This window comes from Rhizobium sp. R339, assembly GCF_002211395.1.
Taxonomy (GTDB): domain Bacteria; phylum Pseudomonadota; class Alphaproteobacteria; order Rhizobiales; family Rhizobiaceae; genus Rhizobium.
The window spans coordinates 21,324-44,760 of record NZ_LOKV01000029.1; the positions used below are offsets into that span (position 1 = coordinate 21,324).

Here is a 23,437-nt window from a genome sequence, read left to right on the forward strand (position 1 = left end):
TTTTGTTTTACACTTTTCGGCGTATTCAGCGGTTTCAAACTTGGCGCCAGGCGCCGAGTTTGAGTTGACTAGCGATGTAGTCATCTCTCTTCGAACTCACCTTAGGGTCGCAGCCTGGTACTGACGGCGGTCGGCCGACGGCACCCATTTTGCTTGACGGTGACACCAAAGGTGGCGGCGCGCCTATAGGGCGATCAAGGTGGACACGGCCGACAAGGTGTTGGACGGCGCGGGAAATCAACAAAGAGCATATCGCGGCAGGTCTGGGATGTTCTCTTTGTGCTTGAATGCGGACGTGGCATCAGTGCCGCATGGTTGTGCGATAACATGTCGATGCGCATATGGTACCCTGTCGTCAGGGCCCCCTGTGTGGCGACAGCTGCTGACACGTTTCGCACCGAAAGCTGGACGGCTCATGATAAATGGGCCGCAGGTTCAGATCCCTTCAACTGCAATCCGATAGCGGAACAACCGGGTCGGCGGTTCGTATCCCTTCAAGGCGCCCGAGTATGATCCGCCGGCGCCACCCGCTGCACGCGATTGCCACAAAGTCACCAAAAAAGCCGGGTCTCGTGATGTTCTCACGAGACCCGGAAGTCGGCCGGACAGCCGGCCTCTGGGAGAACATATACCTTTTAGGGCCTACGTGAGTTTCCCTACCGTCTTCTCGAGAATTGCCCACAATTCCTCGCCATATTTTTCGCGCCAGCCGGTGTAGAAGCCGCCGTCGCGAAGTTTCTGCCTGAACGCCTCAGTGTCGGGCTGATTGAATACAAGGCCCTGTTTGGCCAGGACGTCTTTGAGGGACTCCGACAACTTGGCCATATCTTGGCGCTCATCAAGCGCGGCTAGGTTGATGTTGCGGCTCACGACCTCCTGCACATCCGCCGGCAGGCTTGCCCAGTTGCGCTTGTTGGCAACGCAGAAAAACGCGTCCCACATGTGCCGGGTTAATGCGCAGTATTTTTGGACCTCGACAATATTTGCGGTCTTGATGTTGGCCAGCGAATTTTCCTGTCCATCGACGACCTTCGTCTGAAGTGCAGAATAGAGTTCGTTGAAATTAATGGACGCCGGAGCTGCCCCAAACGTCTGGAACATGGAGGTCCACAGCGCTCCGACTGGAACGCGGATTTTCATACCGGCGAGATCTGCGGGCGAGTTGACTGGGTGCGTGCTGGTGGTGATGTGCCGGAACCCGTTGTCCCACATCTTTTCCATCGGGAGGAGATTCACCTTTTCGATGAGCTTATGCAGAGCGGCACCGAGTTCACCATCCATCGTCTTCCAAACCGTATCATAGTCCGGGAAAATGAAGCCGAGACCGTAGATCGAGGCCGCCGGGACCATCGTGGACAGTACATTGATACCAGAGTTCAGGAACAGATCGATGCCGCCTGCTCTCACCTGCGACAGCATATCAGTGTCGCTACCAAGCTGGTTGTTCGGGTAGACCTGCAGTTCCACCCGCCCGTTTGTCTCGTGTTGGATGCGTGCTGCCGCCTCCCTTGCGCGCGTGGTGATCGGATGGGTCTCGGCCAGATTGAACGCGAACTTCAGGGAATACTCGGCTGCGGCCGCTCGCTTCATCGAAAACCCGAGCGCCGTGGCGCTGAGACCAAGCGTCGTCGTGGCTGTGAATGCGCGTCTTGTCAGATTTACCATTTCGTTCTCCTCCAAATAAGCTCTGTAATTTTGGTTGGTCGAGGTCGGGCTACAGGAAGCCGATCGAGAGCCACGGAACCGCAGCAACCACAGCAAGACCAATGGCCATGGCGACGATGTAGCCGACGATCGGTTTCATGCCGGCGTCGGGGCTGACTCGGCTGATTGCACAGGCAGCGTAGTAGCCAACACCGAAGGGTGGAGCGAAGAGGCCGATACCCATCGCCAACACGACAACCATGGCGTAATGCACCTGATGGATGCCCAACTGCTGAGCAACCGGGAACAGCAACGGTGCGAACAGTACGATTGCGGGTATCCCCTCGAGCACACTGCCGAGGATGATGAATATGACGATCGAGACGATCATGAACGTTACCGCACCGCCCGGGAGCGTTGAAAGGTTTTGAGCCAGCGCTGTCGAGAAGCCTGATTGCGTCAGGCCCCAAGCCATCGCCGTGGCCGCGCCGATAATCAGAAGGATAGACCCGGACAGGCTCGCCGTCTCGACAAGCATTGGCTTGAGCCGGCGCCAGTCGAACTGACGATAGAACACCAGACCCGCGACAACCGAGTATGCAATGCCGATCGTCGAAACTTCTGTCGCCGTGGCGACACCTTCGATGACGGCTGAACGGATAACGAACGGAAGCGCAAGGGCAGGCAGTGCAGCGAGGAGCAGCTTGCCGATCTGCCGTCGACTTGCCCTCTTGACGTGACTCGGGTCATCGTTGCGGCAGCGCCAGCGCACCAAGAAGCAAAGGGTTACCGCCAGAATAAGGCCGGGGAGAAGACCGCCGGTGAACAGCGCGGCGATCGATACCCCGGTTGCGGATCCCACTGTAATCAAGACGATGCTAGGCGGGATTGTCTCAGTCTGGGCGCCCGTCGCCGAGAGAAGTGCGACAAGATCGCCTTCGTCTGCGCCGCGCTCCTTCATCTCCGGAAACAACACGGGCGCGACGGCGGCCATGTCGGCGGCCTTCGATCCGGATATCCCAGATACAAGATACATCGCAGCCACCAGCACGTAGTGAAGCCCGCCGCGCACATGGCCAAGTAGGCTGGCGAGGAACGCAACCATCGCCCGCGCCATACCCGTCATCTGGATAAGTTGGCCGAGAAACACAAACAGAGGGATCGCAAGAAGGATCAGATGGCTGACACCTTCGTCGATCCTGCCGACAATGATTAGAGGCGGCGTTCTGGTGGTCAATATAAGGTAGCCGAATGTAGCGATCGCGAATGAAAAGGCGATCGGCACGCCGCCGAAAACACACGCCGCAACGCCGCCGACGAAGAAGATGAGAAGATTGAGGTTTCCAAGACCGACGAAGACCGGCTTCAGCGCCCAAAACAGGCAGAAGACCGCTGCAACGGCAGCAATCGCACCGAGCGCTAGACGGAGATTCGAGCTCTGCAGAAGCCGCAACACCGCGAAAACAAGCATCAAAGCGAAGCTCGTCGGCAACGCCGAGGCGCGCCATGAGTTCTGAATATCCATCGCGGGCGTCCAGACGTAGGACTCTTCGGTGGCATATTCCAGAGATGCGGGCAGGATCAGCACGAGGAAGGCAAGTGCCGCCGCGACTGAAACCAGTTCAACGAAGCGGCGTGTATCGCCCTTCAATGCGGTGACCACCGCCGTCATGCGCATGTGTTCCTGCCGCTGAAAAGCGACGGCCGAACCAAGCATGGCAAGCCAGAGAAACAAGATTGACGCCAGTTCGTCCGACCAAACCAGCGGGACGTGGAATACGTAACGAGCGACGACGGCCGAAAACAGCAGAAGAATTTCGCAAAGCACCAGAAGTGCTACCGGTATCTCCAGGCATTTTACCAAGGCATGTTCAATCTTGCGTGCCATTGCAGCCAAGCTCGACGTCCTTGCAACATCTTCGATGACTCCGTGAACAGTCATAGTGGCCTCCCTATTCGGTAAGGCCTGATCGTTTGCGTGCGGGTGCAACGCAGTCGGGTATTTCTCAAAACCTGTCCTCCCACGCTCGCGCGGGCGCACTGCTCCTGCCGGAAAAGCCGGTCAAGGTTCCGGAGTGTTCTCTAAAGTGCGTTCCCACGAATTCCGCGCACTGTGCTCCTCTGCGCGTAGGTATAAGGTATGATGTCATACCCAATATGGCAAGCACTTTTTCTGCCGTTTGGTGGAGTCTTGAAGGGCAAGGAGTACGGCCTCCGTCGAGGCATCGATCGGTCACTGGATTGATCGCAGAGAATTGCCCTCGACCACATCGAGGTTCCACTGCCTTGTGTGCACAAATGTTAGGAGATCTTGGAGCCGACGAGTCCTGTTTGGCGACCAGGGCAAGCCGCATCCTATCATCGCGCCGTCGCAACTCGACTCCCGAAAACGGCAACCGAACGCTTGTGCCGGCTCGATGTCCCTATTCCGTCCCTAGTCCTTCGAGAGCGGCGAACCTGGCGCGTCTTAAGTGGAGAACGTGCCTTGCCGGCTTAAAACGCCGGGCCGCCTTATTGACCTTCCGGTTAATAAAAAGGCGTCTCAAAAATTCCGGCCGCTTACCGCAGGTCAGCGGCCCTCTGAGTTTCCAGCGCCGCCAATCTCCCCTCCGTAGATTGCTGCGTTGTCGGGTTCCGGTCCTCGGCAGATGCTAGTCCCTCTGGGGGAGGGAGATCACACCGGGCATAAAATGAAAGTCCTGCTTTGCATCGGCTTTGCTATGCCACGACTAGATAAAGCGTTGGCTCCTCTGCGCGGTTCGTCTTTGCCGGCCCATCGGCAATTTGGAACCTGGATAGCATCTCGAAAAGCGATGCGGTCTCCTTCGCGAGATTGTTCACGGCAGCAGTCGACTCTTCCACCATAGCTGTGTTCTGCTGTGTCGCTGATTCGATCTTACCGACTGAGAAATTGATTTCCTTGAGCCCGTCGGCTTGAACGCGAGAAACCTGAGCAATGGCGTCGACGTTCTGATTGACGCTCTGCACCTGAACAACGATTTGGCCCAAAGCGTTGCCGGCCTGTTGCACACGCTGGACCCCCTCATTGATATGCAGGTTGGATATTTTGATCAGAGACTTGATTTCTTTCGCCGCCGCCGCAGACCTTTGCGCCAGGTCTCTGACCTCCTGCGCTACTACCGCGAACCCTCGGCCAGTCTCCCCGGCCCGAGCCGCCTCAATGCCTGCGTTCAAAGCCAAAAGGTTTGTCTGAGATGCGATTTCATCGATGACACCGATAATATTGCCTATTTCGACCGAAGAAGACCGAATGTTTGTCATGGCCTCAATAGTCTCGCGCATTATGGTGCCTGACCTCTCGGCATGTTCCTTGGTCTCGCTGACGAGGATCCCTGCTGCGTGAGCTTTATGGCTTGCGTCCACCACCTGCCTTGTCATGTCTGCGAGGACAGAAGCCGTTTGCTCGACGACTATAGCTTGCTGCTCCGTTCTCACCGCGAGTTCGTTCGAGGAAGTACGGATTTCTTCAGCCCCCGCAGCAATCGCCTGCGCATTGTCGTTTACTTCGGACATTGCATCGCGAAGCTGGCTAATCGCTGAATTGAAGTCCAATCTGAGCGGCTCAAGAGCTCCCGTGAAAGGCCGATCAAGCTGAATGTGAAGGTTACCTTTCGATAACTGCCTCAGTGCATCGGCAACTTGTTCGACGGCGGAACTGGTCTGTTCGGCAGCCCGCTGGCGCTCCTCTCCTTCGTTCTCCAAACGCCGCCGCTCGGCATCCTGTCGATGATGCTCGGCGACCGCATCGCGCTCCGCTTTTTCTGAAAGATGATTCTTAAGGCCGGATATCTGCCGCGCGAGCTGACCGATTTCATCCTTCCGTCGCTCGAGTATTTGGTCAATTTCCATGTCGCCGGCGATCATTTGCAGGACTGACTGCTGTAGTTTCGCCAGAGGCACGATGATGGAGCGGATAGTGAGCGATGCCGCGGTTACTCCGAACAAGGCAGCTATGCCGAGCGCAGCTAGCGTCAGAAATTTAAATTCATCAGAAGCTGCTCTAACTTTGCCACCAACGCCTTGGTTTAGAGCTTGCTCGTAATCAATCAACTTGTTCAGAGCACCAATCCATGCCGTCAACTTGGGTCTCAGCTCATTTAAGAGCAGCGGCTTTGCCTCGTCTCTTTTTCCGTCGAGCGTCAACTTGATGACGTCGGCAATCAAAGGCTCGGCGTCATTATGAAAAGCCGTCAGACCCTCAGCGAGGCGACGCTCTGCGGGGGTGCTGGCGACGTCGGAATTAACGGCCTTTTGCAACTCCGCGAAGTTGGAAGCGTAGGATGCCTGCAGCTTTCTCATCATCACGATTGTCGTTGCTTGATCTGTATTCGAGTCAGTCAAAACGATGTCGCGCAATGCTACTGCTCGATCGCGGACCGAGCCCAGCATATCGATGCCATTCCGAAATTTTTGGCTATTACTGCCATTTATGAGGCTGAGCTTACCGTTGATCTCGTCGACCTGGCTGATTGACGAAAGAGACAGAACTCCCATTGCGCACACCAGCAACCCGAATGCGATAGACAAACGTATCGCCACGCCAAATTTCCGAATCCTCCACATTATTTCCCCCTCCGCCCGAGCAAACCTTTTGAACCATGAGGTATAACCTTATACGTAATACCTTAACCGAAATTGAAGGGCGCAAAGGCCAATGCAGGATACGATCGAAAGAACCCTCAGCCGGCTGGCGAGCGGATCAAGGCTCTGGCCGACGACGGCTATTGCGTAGGCCGATCAACCGGATCAAAGCTCCCATCGGAATTTTCGGCAAAGCTAAATGTGCGTCGTCTCTGGCATTATTGATTGTCGCCGACGTCGTGGTGGCGAGAATGCCTGCCAAATCTTAGATTCAAAACGCAGTCCCCGAGCGAGCCATTACCTGAAGAAGAGATGACCGCCTCCGCTGAACCGCCTCGTGGAGATACTCAAGAGCTGCTTGATTGATCGAGCTTGTTGAGGCGAGGTTGCGCGCCGCTAGCTCTCTGCTTTCAGCGCATGCTTGACGCGCAGAATAGTGATCACAACAGATCCCACAACGACCGGAACAGCGACGAGCATGATCATTGGATCAAAATGGAACCCAGCGTGGTCTGCCGTTTCATACACGAACTTCAGCAAGCTCAACAAATAGTAGCTTATTGCAATGATCGAAAAGCCTTCGACCGCGCGCTGGATCTTGACCTGCGTCGCGGCGCGTTCAGCCATGGCCTGGATCTGTGTCGCGTTCTGGAATTCGATCTCGACCTGAATTCGGGTTTGCAACAAGTCGAGCAAGTGCATCGCGGCCCTCGATAGTTGCTCAAGCCTCAAGGCGGTCGCTTCACAGGTACGCACCGCTGGCTTGAACCGCCGCTCCACGAAGGTACCGAAGCGTTGAAAGCCGACGACGTGCGTTTCCCGTAAAAGCGCGATCCTCTCCTCAACGATCTTGGCGTAGGCTGCGGTTGCGCCGAACCTGTTTCTGGTCTCGGCGGTGGCCGAAATGACATGGGATGAGAGAGCGGTAATCTCCTCGAGCAATTGCTTGTGCTGATGTGCGGGCGTACGAAGATTGCGATTGGTCAGTTTAACCAACTCCGTGTCATATCCGCCGAGAAGCGGGGCGAGACGACGCGCTTCCGGCAATCCGAGAAGCGCCATGGATCTGTAGGTTTCGATCTCGAAGATGCGGCGTACCATGCGCCCCAGGCGGTGTGCGTTCAGGTCCTTGTTGAACAGGATAATTCTACTTGAATTGTCCCCTCGAACACGAAAATCGGAGCAAACCTGCGCCGCGCCCCCGCCGATCAATGAGGCGGCGGTATCACCGAAGCCGAAGGTTTCCAGCACCGGTCCCAGCTTGTCAGGAGGGTTCCCGAGGACAAGGATGCTGACGTGACAAACGAGCAGCGGTGAGTTCAATCCTGCGAGCTCGGCAAAATCACTTTCAAGGAGGTCAGATTCCGGCCAGCCCCCTGGCTCGCTGTCAAGTTTCCGGACGCGCGTAACCGTCACGAATTCAGTGTGCCTTTCTACTCTAACCGAAATCGTGCCATCAGCTTCGAGACTGTCGTGGAACTCCTTGATCACACCGTCTATGGGCATGAAAGCAACGTGCTCAACAATTGCCGGACCGGTGAAATAGATCGACGGTCGAGCGTGAAGCTCGGAGTTGAAGTCTGCCGTCTGCTGTTTGAAAGCAGTTGGACGAGAGATCTGTACACAAGGAGACGTCGTTGCCGACGCTGCTTCTTCCGCACCCTTCGAAATCACGTCTGTGTTCCCCATTTTCAGAAGTGCAAACACCGGCGAACCTTATGAAGCGAATGCAAGCAACTTGGAAGCCCGCCCGGATATGATAAATCTGCTGATCCGCGTTCGACCTTCTTTTGAAAGGTCACAGCAGCCTAAGAAGCTAGTAGACCCCCGCTGGTATGTCACGCCAGCTGTACTTCGGGCGATATCATAGAACGTCTCGGGGCCACTAGGCTTGAGACAAGACTGCCATGTTCAGCACGTTGTCCTTGTAGCGGTACATTGGGATAATAAGCAGCCCTAAGGGCACGTGTGGGCCGCGCCAACACGGTATCATCTGCTGCTATCACGAAGTGATGGAAACCATTGAGGCTTGCGTTGAGCGCAAGCGAAATGGCCTGGGCACAGTCCCGTCTGTCAACATAGGACCACAGGTTCCATTTCTGAACGCCGGGATTATCTTCGCAAGCTTTCATTGCATCATATTGGTGGGGCTCTTTTACCCAAAGAAAACCGCGGGCCGATCATTTTGAGCGCGGGATCCCAGCGGCAGAATTCGGCTGCGACGGATTCGTCTACAAGTTTGGAAAGCGCGTAGCTACTCTCAGGCTTCGAGGTCAGCTTGTCATCGACCGGAAAATAGGCAGGTGGATCGTCAAACGGGACGCCCAGCAAGGTCTCACTGCTCGCAGAAACAATGTTCTTTATGCCCGCGATCCTTGCAGATTGGAAAACATTGTAGCTGATGCGGGTATTGGTGTGAAATATGTGCGTGCTCGCAGCGACTTTCGCGCCTACTATCGCAGCAAGATGGACGATGCCATCAATCCCGGATTCGATATCGGCGACCGCATCAAGGACCTGGCCATAGTCCCGCATATCGACGCGGGCGAACGGGCACCTCATGTCGGATGACGGCACCTTGTCGATTCCGATGACCTCGTGCCCCTCTTCGAAAGGCGTTCAATCGCCGCGCGCCCGATTCGTCCGCTGCTTCCAGTGACCAGAAGTTTCATGGCATTTCTCCTTTGACGGGCCGCTCAATAGCACGAACGAGAGTGCAGGTTACGGCACCCAGACCCGCTGGCTTCCTCTTGGCTCGTAACGCACTCTTGTCACCTCGCGAGATTGATCAAGGTGGCCCTTTCCTCGGCGGTGAGCGGCCGGACCTCGTTGTTCTGCAAGAGTAAGAAGAGCTTCGCCGTTTCCTCCAACTCCTCTGTCGCGTACTGGGCGTCCTTTAGGGACTTGCCCGCGACGACAGGTCCATGGTTTGCCATCAACACCGCATGATGGTTCGCGGCGGCGGCTCCCACCGCCGCCGCCAGCGCTTCGTCGCCGGGAGGAAAATACGGCACGAGCGGCAGGAAACCGATACGCATGACATAGTAGGCGGTCAGGGGCGGCAGAACGTCGCGCTCGTTGACCTGCTTCAACAAGCTGACGGCAACCGAATAGGTTGAATGCAGGTGGACGACGGCTCGGCGATTGTCCATACCGCAATACATGCACTTGTGGAGGAACGCCTCCTTGGTGGGCTTGTCACCTCCGACATGCGCGCCTTCCGCCGAAAAGCAGGACAGCCGTGCTGGATCGAGCACGCCCAGCGAAGCGTTGGTGGGCGTCATCAAAATTCGACCGTCCGACAGACGGACGCTGATGTTGCCGGTCGATCCTGCGGTCAGCCCGCGGTCGAAGAGCGAGCGACCGACCTCGACTATCTCGTCGCGGACCTTCGTCTCTTCAGATATGGAGCCTATCATCGTAGCCGGTCCCAAGCGTTCATGAAGAAGTCCCGTTCGCCGAAGTTGCCGGACTTCAACGCGAGCGACAGAGATCGCCCCTGGCTCTTTGCGTGTACCCACGGCACTCCGGGGGCGATTTCGTTGCCAATCGAGAGCTGGTCGACGCCGAGCGACTTCACCACCGCTCCCGACGTCTCGCCGCCGGCGACGATGAGATCGCTCACACCCTTCTCGACGAGCCTTCGCGCGATTGAGGAGAGGGCGGCCTCGACCATCTCGCCGGACTGCGCGGCGCCCAACTTGCGTTGGTTTTCCTTCACCTCGTCGGGCAGAGCCGTTGCATAGATGAGAACAGGCTTGCGGCCCAGACGGGACGAGGCCCACTCGACGGCCTCACCGACGACATCGCCGCCGTCCGCCAGCTTAGAGAGGTCGACGCGGAAACCCTCGTGGTCTGCGAGCATCGCCTCTACCTGTCCGTTGGTTGCGACCGAGCAGCTACCGGAGACGACGGCTCTGTAGCCTTCGGCCAAGTCAGTCGTAACGGCAGCGTCGCGGCTGTTCCCGCCGGCAAGAAGAACACGAGCCAGCCCATATGCCAGGCCCGACGCACCGGTGAACAGCACGAGATCCTTGAATGCCTGGGCAATCTCGACAAGGTCCTCGTCAGCCAGGGCGTCGATGACGACAATACGCGTGCCGTCGCCGTGAATGGGGGCGGCCCATTCGGCGATGGCGGACGCCCCTTGCTTCACCGTCTCGTAATAGCATCCGGTGATTTCGGCCCGCGACTGCGGCCCGAGCACCCGCAGCAGGTTCGCGTCTGTCATCGGCGTCAACGGATGATTGCGCATGCCGGACTCGTCCAGCGGCACGTCGCCGACGAACAGGTTGCCCTTGTAAACCGTCCGGCCGTTGGCAGGGAAGGCGGGGCAGGCGATCGTTATGGATTGGCCAAGCTCCGCAAGCATCGCGTCGGCGACCGGGCCGATGTTGCCCTTCGCCGTGGAATCGAACGTCGAGCAGTACTTGAAGTAGTACTTCTGCGCGCCACAGCCACGCAGCCATCGCAGCGCGGCCAAGGACTCCTCGACCGCCATTTGCGGAGGTGTCGTTCGAGTCTTGAGGGCGACAACGATTACGTCGGCGTCAATGTCCCTGTCGTCTTCAGGAACGCCGATCAGCACCGTCGTTTTGAGGCCGGCGCGCGCGAAGATGTTCGCGACGTCGGTCGCTCCCGTGAAATCGTCGGCGACGCAGCCGACCAGCAACTTTCCGGCGGCCACCATGAATCACCTCATGATGAAGGGGTTGGCGACGTCTTCAGCGGTCGAGATCATCACGCTCTTCGTCTGCATGTAGTTCTGGATCGAGGCGATGCCATTCTCGCGACCGATGCCGGAGTGCTTGTAGCCTCCCAGCGGCGACATATAGCTGATGACGCGGTAAGTGTTGACCCAGATGGTGCCAGCCTGGATAGCGGCCGAAACCTTCAGGATACGACGCATGTCCTGGGTCCAGAAGCCCGCGGCCAGCCCGTAATTGGTGTCATTGGCAATATGCACGGCTTCCTCGTCGCTGTCGAAGGGGATGACCGCCAGAACCGGGCCGAAGACCTCCTCCTGCGCGATGCGCATGTCGTTTCGGACCCCGGAGAAAATCGTAGGTTCGACGAACCAGCCCCTGGAGAGCTCGGCATTGTCCGGCCGCCCCCCACCGAGAACGCATTCGGCGCCCTCGCCTTTTGCGATGTCGATATAGCCGAGGATCTTCTCGAGTTGCGGCGGCGTCGTCACGGGGCCAACCTGCGTCGACGTCAAGAGCGGATCGCCCATTCTCGCCGTTTTTGCGAGGCTGACGATCTTCTCGAGAAACTGGTCGTGGATCTTTCGCTGCACGAGCAACCGTGAGCCCGCGATACATGTCTGACCGGTGGCAGCGAAGATGCCGGAGATCACCCCGTTGACGGCATTGTCGATCTCCGCATCGTCGAAGACGATGTGCGGGCTCTTGCCGCCGAGTTCAAGGGTAACCTTCTTGAAGTTGCGCGCTGCAAGCTCGCCGATCTTGCGCCCGGTGCCTTCACTTCCCGTGAAAGCGATCTTGGCGACGTACTTGTGGGTCGTCAGCGTCTCGCCGACATCCGCGCCGAACCCTGTGACGACGTTGAAGACGCCCGCGGGAAAGCCAGCCTGTTCGACGAGCTTTGCGAACTCAAGGGTCGAAGCAGACGTGAACTCCGAGGGCTTTGCCACGAATGTGTTCCCTGCGGCGAGTGCCGGTGCCAGCTTGTAGGCGAGCAGCAGGAGAGGGGAGTTCCACGGCGTAATCCCCACGCAGACGCCGAGCGGCTCATTACGAGTGAAGTTGAAGGTGTCCGCCTTATCGATCGGGATGACCGCTCCTTCGATCTTGTCCGCCAGCCCGCCGAAGTAGTAGTACCACTGCGGGATGTACTTGAGCTGAAACAGCATCTCGTTGATGAGCTTGCCGTTGTCCGTAACCTCGATGGTCGCGAGATGCTCCGCATTCTCGGCGATCAGGTCGCCAAGACGCCGAAGAAGGTGTCCGCGTGCGCTCGCGGTGAGCTTCGGCCACGGACCGCTCGTGAAGGCGCGGTGCGCAGCCTCGACTGCTCGTTCCGCATCTTCCCTGCCGCCCTTCGGAATAGCGGCCCAGGTCAGCCCGTTGAAAGGGTTCTTCGTCTCGAACGTATCTCCGTTGGCAGAGTCTTCCCACTTGCCGTCGATGAACATCTTGTATGTCTGCATTGTCTTTCTCTCTTCTAGCATCCGAGTTGTCGGGCGAGGTCTTCGAGATCGTCGGCGACGTAATCCCAGCGCTGCTCGGCTGTGAGGTCGGTCGTCTGACCCTCGCCGTATTCGGTGGGTCGTGCGATGAATGCGGTTTTAAGGCCAAGGCTTCGCGCGGCGGCAAGATCGTAGTTGTGGGCAGCGCACATCATGACGGCCCCAGGCTCCAGATAAAGGAGTTTGCAGACCCCGAGGTAGGTCTCCGGATCGGGCTTGTAGTGCTGGAAAAGCTCGCAGGAGAACACGTTGTCCCACGGCAAGTCGGCATGCTTTGCCATGTTGACGAGAATCGCGACATTGGCGTTGGACAGCGGGCCGATTACAAACTTGGACTTCAGCCGGTGTAGCCCGCGCGATGCGTCGGGCCAGCCGTCCAGGCGATGCCAGACCTTGTTGACGTGCATCATCCGGTCGTGGTCTAGTTCGGCCAGCCCCATCTCTGCGAACACTGCCTTCAAGGCATCGAAGTGAAGTTCGTCCAGGTTCGTCCACGGCAACTCGCCGCTGCGCACCCGCGCTTTCTGGGGATTGTAATGGTCTCGCCAGCGGTCGACGAGACCGGTCCAGTCGATCTGCAGGCCTTCCGCCGCGCCCCAGGCGGTGAGATCGCGGATGATTGAACCCCGCCAGTCGACGACAGTGCCGAACGTGTCGAAGACAATCGCCTTGACGCTGCTGGTCATCTCGCGCCCTCCTTCTTGTGGGACGAAATGCGCTCGAACGTTTCCACTCGCTTTTCGGCCACCCAATCTCGAACCATCGCATCAAAGCTCGTGAAGTGCGGCGTCTTCAGGTGGAAGTCGAAATCGGCTCTTGAGCCATAGACTTCATAGAGGTAGATGCGCTCGGGCCGCTCAGGATCGCGGCAGACATCGAACACTTCGCAGTTCGGTTCGTCGCGCAGCGATGTCGCCGCATTCTCGATTATCGCCGCATCGAAATTATCGGCGAACTGTTTTCGAATGACGAACTCTACGACCACGACAAAGCCTGTGGATGCCGAACTCATGCGACCTCCTTGCGGACGGCACGCAGAGCGCCGATCACGCTGCGCGTCATCTCCGCGCAATTGGCGCTTCCGCCGTACTCCATTGGAACCGCGATCTTGGTCGACAAGGTGTGCTCGACCGCGGCCTCGATCAGCCCGGCGGCGTCAGCAAGCCGCTGATCGCCGTGCTTCACCGCCAGCCAGTCGAGCATCATCGCTCCCGACAGGAACATTGCGCCCGGATTGGCGACGCCCTTGCCCGCGATATCGGGAGCGGTCCCGTGTGCCGGCTGGAAGAGGCCGTGGGTATCGCCGATGTCCGCCGAAGGGGCCATACCCATGCCGCCGATCAGACCGGCCGCAAGGTCGGAAAGGATGTCGCCAAACATGTTCTCGGTCACCAGCACGTCAAGCGTCCAAGGCTTCTTCACCATGTTGAGCGCCAGCGCGTCGACATAGGCATAGTCCTTCTGCAACTCGGGGTGCTTGGCGGCGATCTCATCGAAAACCTTCCGGAAGAAAGCCATCGAACTGAAGACATTCGCCTTGTCGACGCAGGTCACCGTGCCGGCCTTGCCGCGACGTTTGCGCTGGGCGGCCAGCTGGAAAGCGAATTCGGTAACGCGCTCGGTGCCGGCCCGCGTGATCTGCATCGTGTCGTAGGCCTCTTGGTCGTTTAGCACTTCGCCACGGCCACGCGCATAAAAGAGTCCTTCTGTCTGCTCGCGGACCAGCACGAAGTCGATTCCTTCGGCGCGAGGATCGGACAGCACTTTCGGAAGGCCGGGAAACCACCGGATCGGACGGACACCTGCAAACAGGCCGAACTCCATGCGCAGGTCGAGCTGCGGAATGATTTCCGTCCCGTCCGGGAAGCGGATGTCGGGCCAGCCCATCGCGCCGAAGAGGATTGCGTCGGATGTCCGGCAGGCCTCGAGCGCGGCGGCGGGCAGGGCCTCGCCGGTCTCCGCGTAGTGCTGCGCACCGGCCTGATGCGTCTCGAACACGAGCGGTGGCGCGCCCGCCTGGCTGACGGCGGCGTCGATCAATTCCAGGCAGGCAGGCATGACTTCCCTGCCGATCCCGTCGCCGGGAAGGACTGCGATCTTGAGAGTGTTGTTCAACGATGACATTTGAAACCTGTCCTAGAGGTGGTTGAGGCCGAGACGCTCGAGAAGGTCGAGCAGTTCCTTGCCTGCCCGCTCGCGGTGCGCCTTGTGAATGTTTCTTGCTTTTTCGCGGTCGCCTTCGCGGATTGCTTGCACGAGTTCTGCATGTTCGCGGGTTGAGTTAACCGGCTTGGGACGCATCTTCAGCGTCACCATCCTGACGCGATGTGCGCGGTCGATGAAATTGAGGACGACCGACTTGAGCATCTGGTTGCCGCCAAGTTCGAGCAGTTGCTCATGAAATCTCGCGTCCGCCTGCGCCCAGCGCTCCAAATTATCTTGCGAAAGCGCATGGTCCATATCGGCTGTCGCCTTTTCGAGACCCCGCAGTTGATCCTCGGAAAGCTGGCGGCTGGCGGCAAGCTCTGCAGCCGTACTCTCCAGCGACGTCAGGATTTCGTAAATTTCCTTCATGTCAGAAATAGAAATCGGCAGAACCCGCATTCCGTGCCTCGGGATCACCGAGACAAGTCCGTCCTGCTGGAGGCGCATGAGCGCCTCCCTTACGGGCGTCCGGCTCATCCCCAACTGGGACGCGACTTCCCGTTCGGTCGCCTGGTAACCGGGCGCCCACTTGTTATCCAGGATGAGCTGGCGCAACCGAAGGTGCGCTGTCGCGGTCATTGTTTTCGCGAAGGCGTCCTCTTTGATCTCTGAGACCGGTGCTGTCTGTTTCCTGGTCGGCATTTTCTTTCCCTTCAAGCTGGCTGACTTCTCAGGAGCCTACATATTTTCGCCAGCTATGTTCAGGCTGGTATCCGAGAACGCTCTTTGCTTTGTCGATGGACAGCAAGGTTTCGTTCTTCCCGATCTGCTTTTTGAACGGGACCCCCGGATACCACCTCCTGACGAGTTCCTCGTTGGAGGTGGTCATGACCCCATCGTCGTTTGCGATGATGAACACCTCGGCACCTTTGCCGCTCCACTCGAGCGAGCGACGGATCGCCTGTGCCCCGTCGCGGGCGTCGATATAGGTCCAAAGGTTGAAGCGTCTGCTAGCCGGGTTCTGCTCGAAGGCCGGGAAGTCCGCATACTCGCTCTCGTCCATAACGTTGGAGAAGCGTAGGCAAACGATCTTGAGCTCGCTGTCCCAGCGGCAATACTGCTTTGCCATCTCCTCGCCGAGATGCTTCGAGAGGGAATAGGAGGTTTCCGGGCGCGACTGATAATTCTCGTCCGCCGGCAGATAGTCAGGCTTGATCTCGTAAGGAATGCCGAGCAGGGTCTCGCTCGACGCCCACACGATGTTCTTGATGCAGAGCAAGCGGCATGACTCGAAAACATTGAACGTCGAAATGGTGTTGACCCGGAAAACATCCGCAGGAGCAACGCGCCCCGGCATCGGCACAGCGGCCAGATGGACGACGGCTTCAGTGTTGCGATTGTGGTCCCAATCAAAGCCACTGATCGCCTCGATCGTGGCGCGCATATCCTCGAAATCGACCTTGACGAAGGGGCAGAGATTTTCTGGCGGAGCGATCGTATCCGCGTTGATGACGTCGTGGCCGCTCTCAACCAGATGCTTGATCGTGGCTCTACCCAGTTTGCCGCTGCCGCCTGTTACTAAAACTCTCATATCGTAATACCTCCGTAGAACCTTCCAGGTTAGCGGCTTCGGCCGACCGCCACAGCCAGGATGATGAGCATTCCGCGCGCGATGAGCTGCTGGCTGTAGTCGAGGCCGCCAAGAATAAGACCGTTGTTGATGACACCGATGAGCAGGGCACCGACGATGGAACCGATCACGGTGCCGCGTCCGCCGAATAGGCTGGTACCGCCGAGAACCACGGCTGCAATGACAGACAGCTCATCGCCTTCGCCAAGCTGGAAGCGTCCAGACTGCAGGCGTCCAGCATAGAGCATGCCAGCGATCGCAGCGGCCATCCCCGTCAGTAGCAGCACCTGGAACTTGATTTTCCGGACATCGACGCCGCTGTAGCGAGCTGCGACCGAGTTTCCGCCTGCCGACATGACCTTGCGGCCGAACGGTGTCTTTCGAAGCGCGATATGGGCGATCGTGCCCAGAACGGCGACCCAGACAACGAGGACAGGAACAGGGCCGATGTTACCGGAACCAAAGACGAAAATGAACGTATCGTTGATAATTGGAACAGGCGAAGTGCCGCTTACCCACATTCCGACCCCTCGCGCGATCCCCATCATGCCGAGCGTCACCAAGAACGACGGGATGTTGAGATAGGCAGTCAGGCCGCCGTTTATGGCGCCTACCAGCAGCCCGAGGGTCAAGCCCGCGAGAATGCCGGGGAATAGACCGTACTTGCTCAGCACCAGGCCAGCGACCACCGACGACAGTCCGGCTATGGCTCCGACCGAGAGGTCGATCTCGCCCGCCGAGAGTACGAACGACATTGCCATGGAAACGATGGCGACGATCGCAGTCTGCCGCAGGATGTTGAGCATGTTGTTTGAAGATAGGAATCCGCGATCCTGCAGCAGGATCGCGAAGACGATGAAGATGACGACGAAGCCGATGTAGACGACGTAGTCGCGCCAGTTGCTGTGCCACGGCCGCATGTGGGTTGCATCCGTCTCTGTGTTCAATGTCTTGGCTTCAGTGGACATTTTGGGTTGCCTTCTGAATCGCGACCTGGAGACCGAGTTCGGTGCGGATCAGCGGAGATTGAGTTTCGTCGCCGGCAATCGTGGCCCAGCTTTCGATTTCGTCGCGCTCGATTTCGCGCGCGAGACGTCCGTTGTTCATGACCAGGATGCGGTCGCTCGTTGCCAGAAGCTCGGCTGGTTCCGACGAGATGACGATGACGGACTTTCCGGAGGAGGCGACGCTCCGAATGAGTTCTACGATCTCGGCCTTTGAACCGATGTCTACGCCTGCTGTCGGTTCGTCGAGAATGACAACCGAAGGATCAATCGCCAGCCATTTGGCAATAACGATCTTCTGCTGGTTGCCACCGGAAAGGTTCCTGACCTTGTTGTCAGCGGACGGCGTCTTGATCCTCAGTTGCTTGATGAGATCGGAGGTCAGTGTTCCCTCGCGTCGACGGTCGATGAAGGGACCGCGGACGAGCTGACCGATCTGCGGCAGTCCAAGATTGTCGCCGACGCTGTGCTCGACAACCAGACCTTCCTCGTGGCGGCTCTCCGGAACAAGCACGATGCCAGCCTTGATCGCATCCGAAGGTGACTTGAACTCAACGGCAGTGTCGCCGAGTTCTACGGTTCCCGCAGTTTTCTTATCGACGCCGAAAAGAAGGCGGGCAAGCTCGCTCCGGCCAGCGCCCATGAGGCCTGCTATTCCCACAATCTCGCCCCTGTGGACGTCGAAGCTGACATCGCTGGGTTTTCCCGAAGGGCCCGAAAGGCCACGTACCCTCAGCGCGGGTTTGCCGCTGCGATCAATGGCGCGCGCCTGGTATTGGAAACCGGTGACACGCTTGCCGACCATGTGCTGCACGATCGAGTCGAGCGTGAATTCGGATGTCTTCCCGGAGGTCACGTTCTGACCGTCGCGGAGAATTGTAATCTCGTCGGCGATCGTCATGATCTCGGTCATGCGATGGGAAACGTAGATCACGGCTGTTCCCGCCGCGGTGAGCTTCTTCAACATGCCGAACAGAGTGTCGGCTTCCTGTGCGCTCAGCGACGAGGTTGGTTCGTCAAGGATAAGGATCCTGGCGTCCTGGTGGATGGCCTTGGCGATCTCGGTCAGCTGGGCCTGGCCGGGGCTGAGTTCAAAAACAGGCGTCCTCGGATCAACCCTGAGGTTGAGCTGGCCGATGATCTCGGCTGCCTGTGCGATTTCCCTGCGTTCGTCGACCAAGATCGACAGGCGGCGGGGCTCCCGGTTCAGGAAAATGTTCTGGGCGACCGAGAGGGTGGGGATCAGGCTGAGGTCCTGGAAGATCATCTCAATGCCGAGCCTGCGGGAATTCTCCGGAGAGCTTGACGACATGTGCTCGCCAAAAACCTCGATGGATCCCTCCGTGGGTGTGACCACGCCCTGCAGGATCTTTAACAGCGTAGACTTGCCGGCGCCATTTTCGCCGACCAGGGCATGGATTGTCCCGGGTTGGATCGTCAGGCTGACACCGCGCAATGCGTGCACGCCGCCAAACGATTTCCTCACGTCGCTCATCCTGACGGCTGCGAGGGTTTCGGTGACTGCTTGAGTGTTCATGGTCGTTGTCCGCCGCTGGGGCACGGGGAGCGGTCGGAGCCGCTCCCGCGCACCGTTAGTTCATTGCGTCGGTGAGAATCTTCGGTGCCTGGTCGCCGTTCGACTGCGGCCACGCCTCGATCAGGTTATCGCGGGTCACCGCAAGGGCCGGGAGCACGACGTAGGGAGGTGCGTCCTTTCCGAGAAGGGCGTATCCGGCAAGGATGCCCTCCGCATAACCGGCGCCGTACGGACGCTGGGATCCGGTTCCCTTGACGTAACCCTTCTTAGCCATGTCGATCGAGATGTTGACGCCAAGGTCGCAAGTGGTGATGACGAGGCTCTTGGACGCGCCCGCTGCGCGCGCCGCTGACAAGACGCCTTCTGTTGGAACGTCCCACACGGCCCAGATGCCATTGAGGTTGGGGTGGGCCGTCAGCATTGCGGAGGCGACGCGCTCGGATTCGCTTGAGAAATCAGGGCCTCCGACACCGGTCTCCTGGACGACCTTGATATCCGGATAATCCTTGATCGCTTCCTTGAAGCCGACCACGCGTTCTTTGGTGGCAAAAAGGTCGGACGCATGCGGGATGAGACCGATTTCGCCCTTGCCGTCGAGCGCCTTGGCCATGAGCAGTGCGGCGACCTTTCCCATCCCGCGGTTGTCGGAAGAGACGAGGCTCACATAGTCTTTGCCAGCCTTCATCCCGGCGCCGGTCTGGTCAAGGAAGATGATCTTAATGCCAGCGGCAGCAGCTTTCTTGTATGCTGCGGCCGTGGCTGACTGCTCGGCGGGAACGGTGATCATGACGTCAGGTTTGAGCGCCATGACGCTTTCGATGTCTGAAACTTGCTGCTCCGCGCGATATCCAGCGTCAGTCGTCGCAACGATTTCGACGCCGAGCTCTTCCAGGGCCTTCTTTTGCCCGGCCATCTGGGCCTTGGCCCAGTCAGACGCCGTGTAGTGCATCACAATGGCCGCTTTGGCATGCTTCGCCTTGATCTTTTCGATCTCTTCGGCGGATAGCTTCAGGTCGCTCGCGAGGGTCGCTTTTTCGCCGTTGGGCCCGCTTGCCGGGTGACTTTCAATATCCTTGATCTGTTTATCGACATCGACCGCGAAGGCGCTAGGCGCATAGGCAGCGCTGCCGCCGAGGGCAGTGGCAAGGGCGATCATCTGTAGGGACTTGCGCATCGTCATAGGCATTTCGGTTCCTCCCTTTAAGGCCTATTGAGTTCCTCGAATCCAATAACGTATACGTTAATGCATTTGTAAAAGCTGTCAACTGAAGAAATGTCGGGAAACATCGGCGAGCCGAATTGAGCATCCCGCATTTGGGATGGTTTCAACCACCGTGAGTGCCCAACGCGGTAGTCATCACGGCGGTCGTCTTGTCCGTTTGCCACCAAACGGATCGAGGCAGACCGCCCCCCGTGAAAGCGACCGGGACGATCCTTACGGCTCCCGATCGACGCGGTAGCCAAATAAAAGCTATTGCGCAAATAGGGAGGTATAAGGTATGAGGTATGACGTCGTGGGCAGACTTTTTGCAGCGGAATGTGATATTGTTATGTCTTTCGTATATGGTGCGTTATTTTGTGTTTAGATATTGTGATATCTAGAAAAGTGCGCCACATTGGTCGCGGTTTATGAGGGAGGGAAGAATTGACAGCAGCAGTTTCGATCCGCGATCTAGCGAACGCTATCCGTGTCCTGTCAATCGACGCGGTTGAGGCCGCAAAGTCCGGGCACCCCGGAATGCCCATGGGCATGGCTGATGCGGCGGCGGTGCTGTTCGGCCGGCACCTCAAGTTCGATTCAAGCGAACCTGGCTGGCCGGACCGCGATCGTTTCGTCCTGTCGAACGGCCATGGCTCGATGCTGCTCTACAGCCTTCTGCACCTCACCGGGTACGAAGACATGACGATTGAGCAGGTTCGCAACTTCCGCCAATGGGGCTCCAAAACGCCAGGTCATCCCGAATACGGGCACACCGCTGGCGTCGAGACGACCACCGGGCCGCTCGGACAGGGGATTGCGTCGGCTGTCGGAATGGCTATCGCGGAGCGGCGCCTATCAGCCGAATTTGGCGCAGCGCTTGTCGATCACCGGACCTACGTTTTCTGTGGAGATGGGTGTCTCATGGAAGGTGTTGGTCAGGAAGCTGCTTCGCTGGCCGGCCACCTGCAGCTCGGCAAGTTGATCGTCCTTTACGACGACAACTCCATCACCATCGACGGCTCGACCGCAATCGCGTTTTCGGAAGATGTGCTCGCGAGGTTCGACGCGTACGGATGGCACACGCAGCGCGTTGACGGTCATGATCCGGATGCGATCGACGCGGCGATCTCGCAGGCGAAGGCGGAAGCATCCAGACCATCCCTCATAGCCCTGAAAACCATCATTGGATACGGCTCTCCGTCAAGGGCAGGAACAAGCTCCGTACATGGTGCACCGCTCGGCGCCAGCGAAGCCGCCGCGACGAAGGCAGTCTATGGCTGGACGGCGGACACTTTCGAGATTCCTGCTCCAATCCTCAAAACTTGGCGCGAAGTCGGCGCGAAGGGCGCCAAGGCGCGCAAGGACTGGCAAGCGCGGCTCGAAGCAGCGGGCGCAGATGTCAGAAGTGAGTTTGAACGCCGCACCGCCGGCTCATTGCCAGCGCGATATGAGGAAGCGGTCAACGCCGCCAAGGCAAAGCTGCTCGACAAGCCGCAATCAGTGGCAACGCGTAAGGCAAGCCAGATCGCACTGGAAGCGCTGACGGAGCTGCTTCCGGAAATGATCGGCGGGTCCGCTGACCTCACCCACTCAAACTTGACCCGGGTTCCGGCCGTCGACAGCGATTTCACCGCCGCTGCAAGCGGGCGGTATGTCAGCTATGGCGTTAGAGAGTTTGCCATGGCCGCCGCGATGAACGGTATGGCGGCTCACGGCGGCGTCATACCCTATGGTGGCACGTTCCTCGTCTTCTCGGATTATTGCCGCAATGCCATTCGTGTGGCGGCTCTGATGGGCGTCCGCTCTATCTTCGTGATGACGCATGACTCGATCGGGCTTGGCGAAGACGGTCCGACGCACCAGCCCGTCGAGCATCTTGCCAGCCTCAGGGCAATGCCGAACTTGCATGTATTCCGGCCCGCCGACACCATCGAGACGCTGGAATGCTGGGATCTTGCAATAACCAGCAAGAACACGCCGTCGGTTTTGGCGCTCTCGCGGCAGAATGTCCCGCAACTGCGCGCCCAGCGTGACGGCATCAATCGCTGCGCACGGGGAGCCTATGTGCTGCGGGAAGCGAGCAGCGAACGTGCCGTCACAATCATCGCCACCGGAACGGAAGTCGCGCTTGCGATCCAGGCTGCCGACGAGCTTGAGGCGAGAAACATTCCCGCCGCTGTCGTCTCGATGCCGAGCTGGGATCTCTTCGAACAGCAGCCCAAGGATTACCGCAGCTCGGTCCTCGGCAACGCGCCGCGCATTGCCGTGGAAGCGCTCTCGAAGTTCGGCTGGACTAGGTATGTCGACAGCGAAGACGACGTGATCGGGATGTCCGGCTTCGGAGCGTCTGCGCCGGCCGAGACGCTGTACGAGCAATTTGGGATCACGCGGGACGCAATCGTCACGCGCGCCCTAGCAAGGATAAGGGGCAAGCAATGAGCGCGCCGGCGACACCCGGAAATGACGAAGCGGGCGTCCAGTATGGTTCTGTCGATGAGTACCTCTCGACCTGGGCTGGTGAAGATTTGTCCCGTCAGGGGGTGGCAGCTCTAATAAACGGTGTGTTGGATGCCGCCTGTCTTTTATCCGCACGCATCGCAGCCGGTTCCCTGGAGGGCGATCTGGCCCACCTTGTCGGATCAAATACCGACGGTGATGCGCAAAAGGCAATCGACATCGCGTCGCACGAGTTGTTCATCGAAATACTCGCACGCGCAGGCGCTGCCAGGGTCCTGTCCGAGGAGGCCGACGCGCCAGTTATGCTCAATGGCCAGCATTTTGCGGTCGCAATCGATCCGATCGACGGTTCAGGCAATGTCGGGCTGGGCACTCCCGTCGGCACGATCTTCTCGATCATGCCTTTCTGCGAAGCTGAAGATCCCTTTTTAACCCCGGGAAAGCGCCAGGCCGCGGCCGGTTATGTCTCATTCGGCAACACGGTCGATTTGGGATTTTCGGTCGGTGAGGGTGTGCTGCTGGCGACGATGCATCCCCAAACCGGCGAGTTCCTGATCGTCAAAAGGCAGGTTCAGATACCTCGCGACACGTCCGATCTTGCATATAACGCTTCCAACCACCGTCACCTTCACCCTGCCATGGGCCTGTATCTTCAGGATTGTCTGGCTGGCAAGGAGGGAACGCGCGGCCGCGATTTCAACATGCGTTGGCTCGGATCGGCAGTCGGGGAGCTCCACCGGATCCTGATCAGGGGCGGTGTGTTCTTCTACGCCGGCGACAAGCGACCCGGCTTTGAAAATGGGCGCCTTCGCCTGGTGTATGAAGCGAACCCGATCGCGTTCCTGATGGAGCAGGCCGGGGGGCGGGCCACCGACGGCACGACCGCGATCCTGGACAAGATCCCGACCTCTCACCATTGCCGCACGCCGCTGGTCTTCGGTTCGGCGACGGAGGTCGACCTGATCGCAAGCTATCTCAATTCCAATCCAACCAGCGAGTAACACGT

The 23,437-nt window shown here is 58.6% G+C and carries 18 protein-coding genes; 2 read left to right on the forward strand and 16 right to left on the reverse strand.

Going from position 1 to position 23,437, the window contains the following annotated elements; genetic code table 11:
• Nucleotides 1-642 precede the first annotated feature (642 nt).
• The 16 genes from ATY76_RS31920 to ATY76_RS31995 form a co-directional block, all read right to left on the reverse strand.
• The gene (locus ATY76_RS31920; protein WP_165914053.1) at nt 643-1,590 is read right to left on the reverse strand and encodes a TRAP transporter substrate-binding protein; all 948 of its coding nucleotides are present in this window, start codon (nt 1,588-1,590) and stop codon (nt 643-645) included.
• Between the two features lie 124 nt (nt 1,591-1,714).
• Nucleotides 1,715-3,532: a TRAP transporter large permease subunit gene (locus ATY76_RS31925; RefSeq protein WP_013984654.1), complete on the reverse strand. Its 1,818-nt coding sequence runs from the start codon at nt 3,530-3,532 to the stop codon at nt 1,715-1,717.
• Nucleotides 3,533-4,362: 830 nt separating this feature from the next.
• Nucleotides 4,363-6,204, reverse strand: coding sequence for a methyl-accepting chemotaxis protein (locus ATY76_RS31930; RefSeq protein WP_245310213.1), 1,842 nt, complete (start codon nt 6,202-6,204; stop codon nt 4,363-4,365).
• Between the two features lie 438 nt (nt 6,205-6,642).
• Complete coding sequence (locus ATY76_RS31935; protein WP_088678635.1) at nt 6,643-7,920, reverse strand: DUF3422 domain-containing protein; 1,278 nt, start codon at nt 7,918-7,920, stop codon at nt 6,643-6,645.
• A 462-nt stretch (nt 7,921-8,382) separates the two neighbouring features.
• Nucleotides 8,383-8,823 (reverse strand): NAD(P)-dependent oxidoreductase, encoded by a 441-nt coding sequence (locus ATY76_RS33985; protein WP_210199527.1) that lies wholly within the window; start codon nt 8,821-8,823, stop codon nt 8,383-8,385.
• Between the two features lie 194 nt (nt 8,824-9,017).
• On the reverse strand, nt 9,018-9,665 hold the full coding sequence (gene otnC, locus ATY76_RS31945; RefSeq protein ID WP_088678636.1) for a 3-oxo-tetronate 4-phosphate decarboxylase: 648 nt from the start codon (nt 9,663-9,665) through the stop codon (nt 9,018-9,020).
• Nucleotides 9,662-10,936 carry a 3-oxo-tetronate kinase gene (otnK, locus tag ATY76_RS31950; RefSeq protein ID WP_088678637.1) on the reverse strand — a complete coding sequence of 425 codons (1,275 nt, stop codon included), beginning with the start codon at nt 10,934-10,936 and terminating at the stop codon, nt 9,662-9,664. Before otnK ends, otnC begins: the two co-directional genes overlap by 4 nt.
• Nucleotides 10,937-10,939: 3 nt before the next feature.
• Nucleotides 10,940-12,418 carry an aldehyde dehydrogenase gene (locus ATY76_RS31955; protein ID WP_013984657.1) on the reverse strand — a complete coding sequence of 493 codons (1,479 nt, stop codon included), beginning with the start codon at nt 12,416-12,418 and terminating at the stop codon, nt 10,940-10,942.
• A gap of 14 nt (nt 12,419-12,432) precedes the next feature.
• Nucleotides 12,433-13,143 carry a haloacid dehalogenase type II gene (locus ATY76_RS31960; RefSeq protein ID WP_013984658.1) on the reverse strand — a complete coding sequence of 237 codons (711 nt, stop codon included), beginning with the start codon at nt 13,141-13,143 and terminating at the stop codon, nt 12,433-12,435.
• Nucleotides 13,140-13,469 (reverse strand): putative quinol monooxygenase, encoded by a 330-nt coding sequence (locus ATY76_RS31965; RefSeq protein WP_013984659.1) that lies wholly within the window; start codon nt 13,467-13,469, stop codon nt 13,140-13,142. The genes ATY76_RS31960 and ATY76_RS31965 overlap by 4 nt, the downstream gene beginning before the upstream one ends.
• A complete protein-coding gene (locus tag ATY76_RS31970; RefSeq protein ID WP_013984660.1) occupies nt 13,466-14,581 on the reverse strand; it encodes an isocitrate/isopropylmalate dehydrogenase family protein in 1,116 nt (371 codons plus the stop codon). Before ATY76_RS31970 ends, ATY76_RS31965 begins: the two co-directional genes overlap by 4 nt.
• A gap of 12 nt (nt 14,582-14,593) precedes the next feature.
• Nucleotides 14,594-15,319, reverse strand: a complete 726-nt coding sequence (locus tag ATY76_RS31975; protein ID WP_245310214.1) for a GntR family transcriptional regulator — start codon at nt 15,317-15,319, stop codon at nt 14,594-14,596.
• 13 nt (nt 15,320-15,332) lie between these two features.
• Complete coding sequence (locus ATY76_RS31980) at nt 15,333-16,193, reverse strand: NAD(P)-dependent oxidoreductase (protein WP_088678638.1); 861 nt, start codon at nt 16,191-16,193, stop codon at nt 15,333-15,335.
• A 29-nt stretch (nt 16,194-16,222) separates the two neighbouring features.
• Entirely contained in the window at nt 16,223-17,200 is a 978-nt protein-coding gene (locus ATY76_RS31985; protein ID WP_088678639.1) for an ABC transporter permease, read from the reverse strand.
• The gene (locus ATY76_RS31990) at nt 17,190-18,773 is read right to left on the reverse strand and encodes a sugar ABC transporter ATP-binding protein (RefSeq protein WP_088678640.1); all 1,584 of its coding nucleotides are present in this window, start codon (nt 18,771-18,773) and stop codon (nt 17,190-17,192) included. Before ATY76_RS31990 ends, ATY76_RS31985 begins: the two co-directional genes overlap by 11 nt.
• A 55-nt stretch (nt 18,774-18,828) precedes the next feature.
• Nucleotides 18,829-19,953, reverse strand: a complete 1,125-nt coding sequence (locus ATY76_RS31995; RefSeq protein ID WP_245310216.1) for a substrate-binding domain-containing protein — start codon at nt 19,951-19,953, stop codon at nt 18,829-18,831.
• A 465-nt stretch (nt 19,954-20,418) separates the two neighbouring features.
• Between ATY76_RS31995 and tkt the strand changes: the two genes are divergently transcribed.
• Together tkt and ATY76_RS32005 are read left to right on the forward strand one after the other, a co-directional pair.
• The gene (gene tkt, locus ATY76_RS32000; protein ID WP_013984666.1) at nt 20,419-22,413 is read left to right on the forward strand and encodes a transketolase; all 1,995 of its coding nucleotides are present in this window, start codon (nt 20,419-20,421) and stop codon (nt 22,411-22,413) included.
• A complete protein-coding gene (locus ATY76_RS32005) occupies nt 22,410-23,432 on the forward strand; it encodes a class 1 fructose-bisphosphatase (protein ID WP_088678641.1) in 1,023 nt (340 codons plus the stop codon). Before tkt ends, ATY76_RS32005 begins: the two co-directional genes overlap by 4 nt.
• The last annotated feature ends 5 nt before the right edge of the window (nt 23,433-23,437 follow it).